Here is a 4,882-nt window from a genome sequence, read left to right as displayed (position 1 = left end):
ATCCCCTTCCCCTAAACCCAGCCGCAATCGCCAAGACTACTATATTCACCGCGCTCGTGCCAGTTTGCGGCATACTTTGTTCTGGTACAACAACCTGCATCACCGCCGCCCACTTCCAGATGTAGAACTGCAAGCGGCACTCCAGAATGAATTGGAGGTGTTGCAGTTTAGCTTAGACAAACTTGAAGTTGGCGTGATTCGTATTGCCACCTTTGGTTTAGTCAGTCGCGGCAAATCGGCTGTTGTCAATGCTTTGCTAGGTCAGAAAATCTTGCAAACGGGTCCCTTGCATGGAGTAACCCAGTCGCCCAAGTCGGTGCGTTGGACGCCTGGTGGTGAGGGGAAAGTGCAGGTTGAGTTAATTGATACGCCGGGATTGGATGAAGTTCAGGGAGAAGCACGGGCGCAGATGGCGCGACAGGTGGCGTCTGAGGCGGATTTAATTTTATTTGTCGTGGCTGGGGATATTACCCGCACAGAGTATCAGGCGTTGTCGGAACTGCGACAAGCCCAAAAGCCACTGATTTTGGTATTTAACAAAATTGATTTGTATCCCGAACAAGATAGAGACGCGATTTACCAGCAACTGCAAGAACTGGGTACAGGTACTCCTCGCGATCGCCGCTTACAAAAGATGTTATCACCAGAGGAGATCTTCAGGGTAGCCGCTGAACCGTCTCCCATACAAGTGCGGGTGGAATTGCCCGATGGAACCGTCAGTTATGAATGGGAAACCCTACCGCCCCAGGTGGATGAGTTAAAGCAAGCCATTTTAAAGATACTCAATCGCGAAGGGCGATCGCTCTTGGCACTTAATGCCCTATTTCAAGCCCGAACTGCCCAAGTTAGCATTGCCCAGAAAACTGTGGCACAGCGTAAGGTAGACGCCGAAGATTTAATCTGGCGTTTTGCTAAGTATAAAGCCTTGGCAGTGGCGCTCAATCCGATTGGTCTGTTGGATATTTTAGGCGGAACTGTGGCGGACTTGGCGCTGATTCGTTCCTTATCCCGACTCTATGGTTTACCGATGACAAGTTATGAAGCGGGAAAGTTATGGCGCAAGATATTAGTTAGTTCTGGGGGTTTACTGTTGGGTGAACTGGGAAGTAGTGCGCTGTTGGGAATGGGTAAAAGTGCCTCAGCCGTTGCCAGTATTGGCGGAGTAACGGCTTTTGCTGGAACCGCCGTAACTCAAGCTGGGATTGCCGGGTATGGGGCGTATACGGTTGGTCATGCGGCGCAAGTGTATCTGGAACAAGGCTGCACTTGGGGACCTTTAGGAGCAAGTACGGTGATTCAAGATATTCTTAATCAAGTTGAACCGGATATGATTCTCTATCGCCTGCGACAGGAATTGAGTCAACATTTATGATCTGTGGGAAATTTAAATCAACCTCCTGCCGACATAAGCTAAAATGTAAAGCAATGTAAAGGTATTGTCTTTTACAAGACAGCCTCGCAGTAGACTTGAGAATGAAACTGCTAACTCCATCTCAAGTAATGGAGTCGAACGAGGAAGGCTATGGGGATCGCCACAATTAACCCAGCAACGGGGGAAACGCTCAAAACCTTTGAGCCACTAGATCATGAGTCGATAGAAGCCAAACTCACCCTGGGACAACAGGTGTTTGAGTCGTACCGGAAAACGCCGATGGCGCAACGGGCGAACTGGCTGAATGCGGCGGCGGAGATTCTAGAACGGGATAAGGTCAAATACGGTAAACTGATGACCTTGGAAATGGGCAAACCGATCAAAAGCGCGATCGCGGAGGTGCAAAAATGTGCCTGGGTTTGCCGTTTCTACGCTGAAAATGCGGCGGAGTTTTTGGCAGATGATCCGATTAAAACGGATGCCAGCCAGAGTTTTGTTCGCTATCAGCCCTTAGGGATTATTCTAGCGGTAATGCCGTGGAATTTTCCTTTCTGGCAAGTGTTTCGTTTTGCCGCCCCCGCGTTAATGGCGGGGAATGTCGGTATCCTGAAACATGCCTCGAATGTGCCGCAATGCGCTTTAGCGATTGAGGACATTATAAAGGAAGCGGGGTTTCCCGAAGGGGCATTCCAAACCTTATTAATTTCTGCCAATCAAGTTGAAGCCATTGTCAGTGACTCCCGGATTAAAGCCGCTACTTTAACCGGAAGTGAACCCGCAGGCGCGTCTTTAGCCGCTACCGCTGGGAAACACCTGAAGAAAACCGTGCTGGAACTCGGTGGAAGTGATCCATTTATTGTCCTGGAAAGCGCCGACTTAGACGCCGCCGTTACCACCGCCGTTACCGCCCGGATGCTGAATAATGGTCAATCCTGCATCGCCGCTAAACGCTTCATTATAGCCGATGCGATCGCGGATGAGTTTGAAAAACGTTTGGTTGAAAAATTTATTGCCCTGAATGTGGGTGATCCAATGGAGGAAACCACTAATATCGGACCATTGGCAACGCCCAGCATTCTCCAAGAATTAGACCAATTGGTACAAGATTGTATAGCACAGGGAGCCAAAGTTCTAATTGGGGGTAAACCCTTAGATCGTCCCGGTCATTTTTACCCCCCCACCATCTTGGCGGACTTCCCTCCAGGAACCCCCGCCGATAGCGAAGAATTTTTTGGTCCAGTGGCGTTATTGTTTAGAATTCCTGACATTAACGCGGCAATTGCTAAAGCCAATGCGATTCCGTTTGGTTTAGGGGCGAGTGCGTGGACAACGGACGAAACCCAAGCCCAACGGCTCATTGAAGAGATAGAAGCTGGGGCTGTTTTTATCAACGGATTAGTTAAATCTGACCCCCGCCTACCCTTTGGCGGGATTAAGCGCTCCGGCTATGGGAGAGAATTAGGAGTACAAGGAATTCACGAATTTGTCAACATTAAAACCGTTTGGGTGAAATAGTTAAGAACTATGGACGGGAGAGTACAGTAGAGGCTATTGTTAAAAAAACCGAATTTTAACAATAGGATTTTGATCCTTAGCTTTGAATTTTTACCGGGGATAGCTAACAGCCAGTCCTAGCTTTAGCTCTCTCTAACTTGTTCTGCTGAAATTTCAGTAGGTATGAGTTTCGACGAAATAGGACATCGCGCCAACCATCAAACGATAACCAAAGAAGATTAAGGGGAAAATTGAGATGGGCGAAATGAATACAGCCGACATGCTAGTCAGATGCCTAGAAAATGAAGGCGTCGAATACGTGTTTGGATTGCCTGGGGAAGAAAACTTGCATGTGCTAGAAGCACTCAAGCACTCTTCGATTCAATTCATTACCACCCGCCATGAACAAGGGGCAGCCTTCATGGCGGATTTGTATGGACGTTTAACCGGAAAGGCGGGCGTCTGCCTTTCGACATTAGGACCAGGGGCAACCAACTTAATGACTGGGGTAGCTGACGCTAACCTAGATGGTGCCCCAGTGGTAGCGATTACGGGACAGGTGGGAACCGATCGCATGCATATCGAATCCCACCAATACTTAGATTTGGTGGCAATGTTCGCCCCCGTAACCAAATGGAATACGCAAATTGTCCGTCCGAGTAATACCTCGGAAATTGTGCGGAAGGCATTTAAACTGGCTCAAAGTGAGAAACCCGGGGCAGTTCACATTGATCTGCCGGAAAATATTGCCGCCATGTCGGTTACAGGTGAACCCTTGGCTAAAGATGAACGGGAGAAAACCTATGCCTCATTCCGGAGTATCGGCAAAGCGGCGGTTGCCATCTCCAAGGCAAAAAATCCTTTAATCTTAGTCGGGAATGGGGCAATTCGCGCCCATGCGGCAGAAGCCCTAACGGAATTTGCCACCCGGATGAATATTCCGGTAATCAATACGTTTATGGGCAAGGGGGTGATTCCCTATACTCATCCCCTAGCGCTATGGACAATGGGATTACAACAGCGCGATCACGTTAGCTGTGCCTTTGATCAAACAGACTTAGTGATTGCGGTGGGTTACGATCTGATCGAATATTCACCGAAGAAATGGAATCCACAGGGCAAGATTCCGATTATTCACATCGGTGCTGCCCATGCTGAAATTGATAGCAGCTATATTCCTTTGGTGGAAGTGGTTGGGGATATTTCCGATTCGCTGAATGAAATCATGAAACAAGGCGATCGCGAAGGGAAGGCGACGCCCCATGCGGTGGAATTACGTTCCGATATTCGGGCGGATTATGAACAGTATGCCAATGATGAGGGGTTTCCGATTAAGCCGCAAAAACTCATCTATGACTTACGTCAGGTGATGGGACCTGAAGATATTGTTATCTCCGATGTCGGTGCTCATAAAATGTGGATGGCACGCCACTATCACTGTGATCGCCCTAACACTTGTATCATCTCCAATGGCTTTGCCGCCATGGGGATTGCCATGCCGGGTGCGATCGCGGCAAAATTAGTCCATCCTGATCGCCATGTTGTCGCGGTGACGGGTGATGGCGGTTTCATGATGAATTGCCAGGAACTGGAAACAGCCCTGCGAGTCGGCACAAACTTTGTCACCTTGATTTTCAATGATGGTGGCTATGGGTTGATTGAGTGGAAACAACACAATCAATTTGGCGACTCGGCATTTATTAAATTTGGCAATCCCGATTTTGTCAAGTTTGCTGAAAGTATGGGGTTAAAAGGCTATCGGGTGAATTCGGTGGCGGAGTTTATTCCCACCCTGAAAGAAGCCTTAAGCCAAGATGTGCCGACGGTCATTGATTGCCCTGTAGACTATGGCGAAAATCTCCGCTTTAGTCAAAAAGCTGGGGATTTGAGTTGTAAGATGTAGGTCATAAAACTGGCGTTTTCTGAGTGGAGTAGGGGCGATTCATGAATTGCCCCTACTTTTACAGCGCTTATTCTGTAATAAAGTACAGTAGATCAAAGTCCCCCTTCAGATCC

3 protein-coding genes are annotated in these 4,882 nt (G+C 48.5%); all 3 read left to right on the top strand.

The window, feature by feature from the left end:
- On the top strand, nucleotides 1-1,372 hold a 1,372-nt coding region (locus ACLFWI_RS26780), incomplete at its 5' end, for a GTP-binding protein (protein WP_446415452.1).
- Between the two features lie 150 nt (nucleotides 1,373-1,522).
- Nucleotides 1,523-2,887: an NAD-dependent succinate-semialdehyde dehydrogenase gene (locus tag ACLFWI_RS26775; RefSeq protein ID WP_446415451.1), complete on the top strand. Its 1,365-nt coding sequence runs from the start codon at nucleotides 1,523-1,525 to the stop codon at nucleotides 2,885-2,887.
- Between the two features lie 235 nt (nucleotides 2,888-3,122).
- Nucleotides 3,123-4,769, top strand: coding sequence for an acetolactate synthase large subunit (locus ACLFWI_RS26770; RefSeq protein WP_446415450.1), 1,647 nt, complete (start codon nucleotides 3,123-3,125; stop codon nucleotides 4,767-4,769).
- Nucleotides 4,770-4,882: the final 113 nt, after the last annotated feature.

Source organism: Coleofasciculus sp. (genome assembly GCF_046539235.1).
In the GTDB taxonomy this organism is placed as follows: Bacteria; Cyanobacteriota; Cyanobacteriia; order Cyanobacteriales; family Coleofasciculaceae; genus Coleofasciculus.
This window is presented reverse-complemented; position numbering and strand designations above follow the sequence as displayed.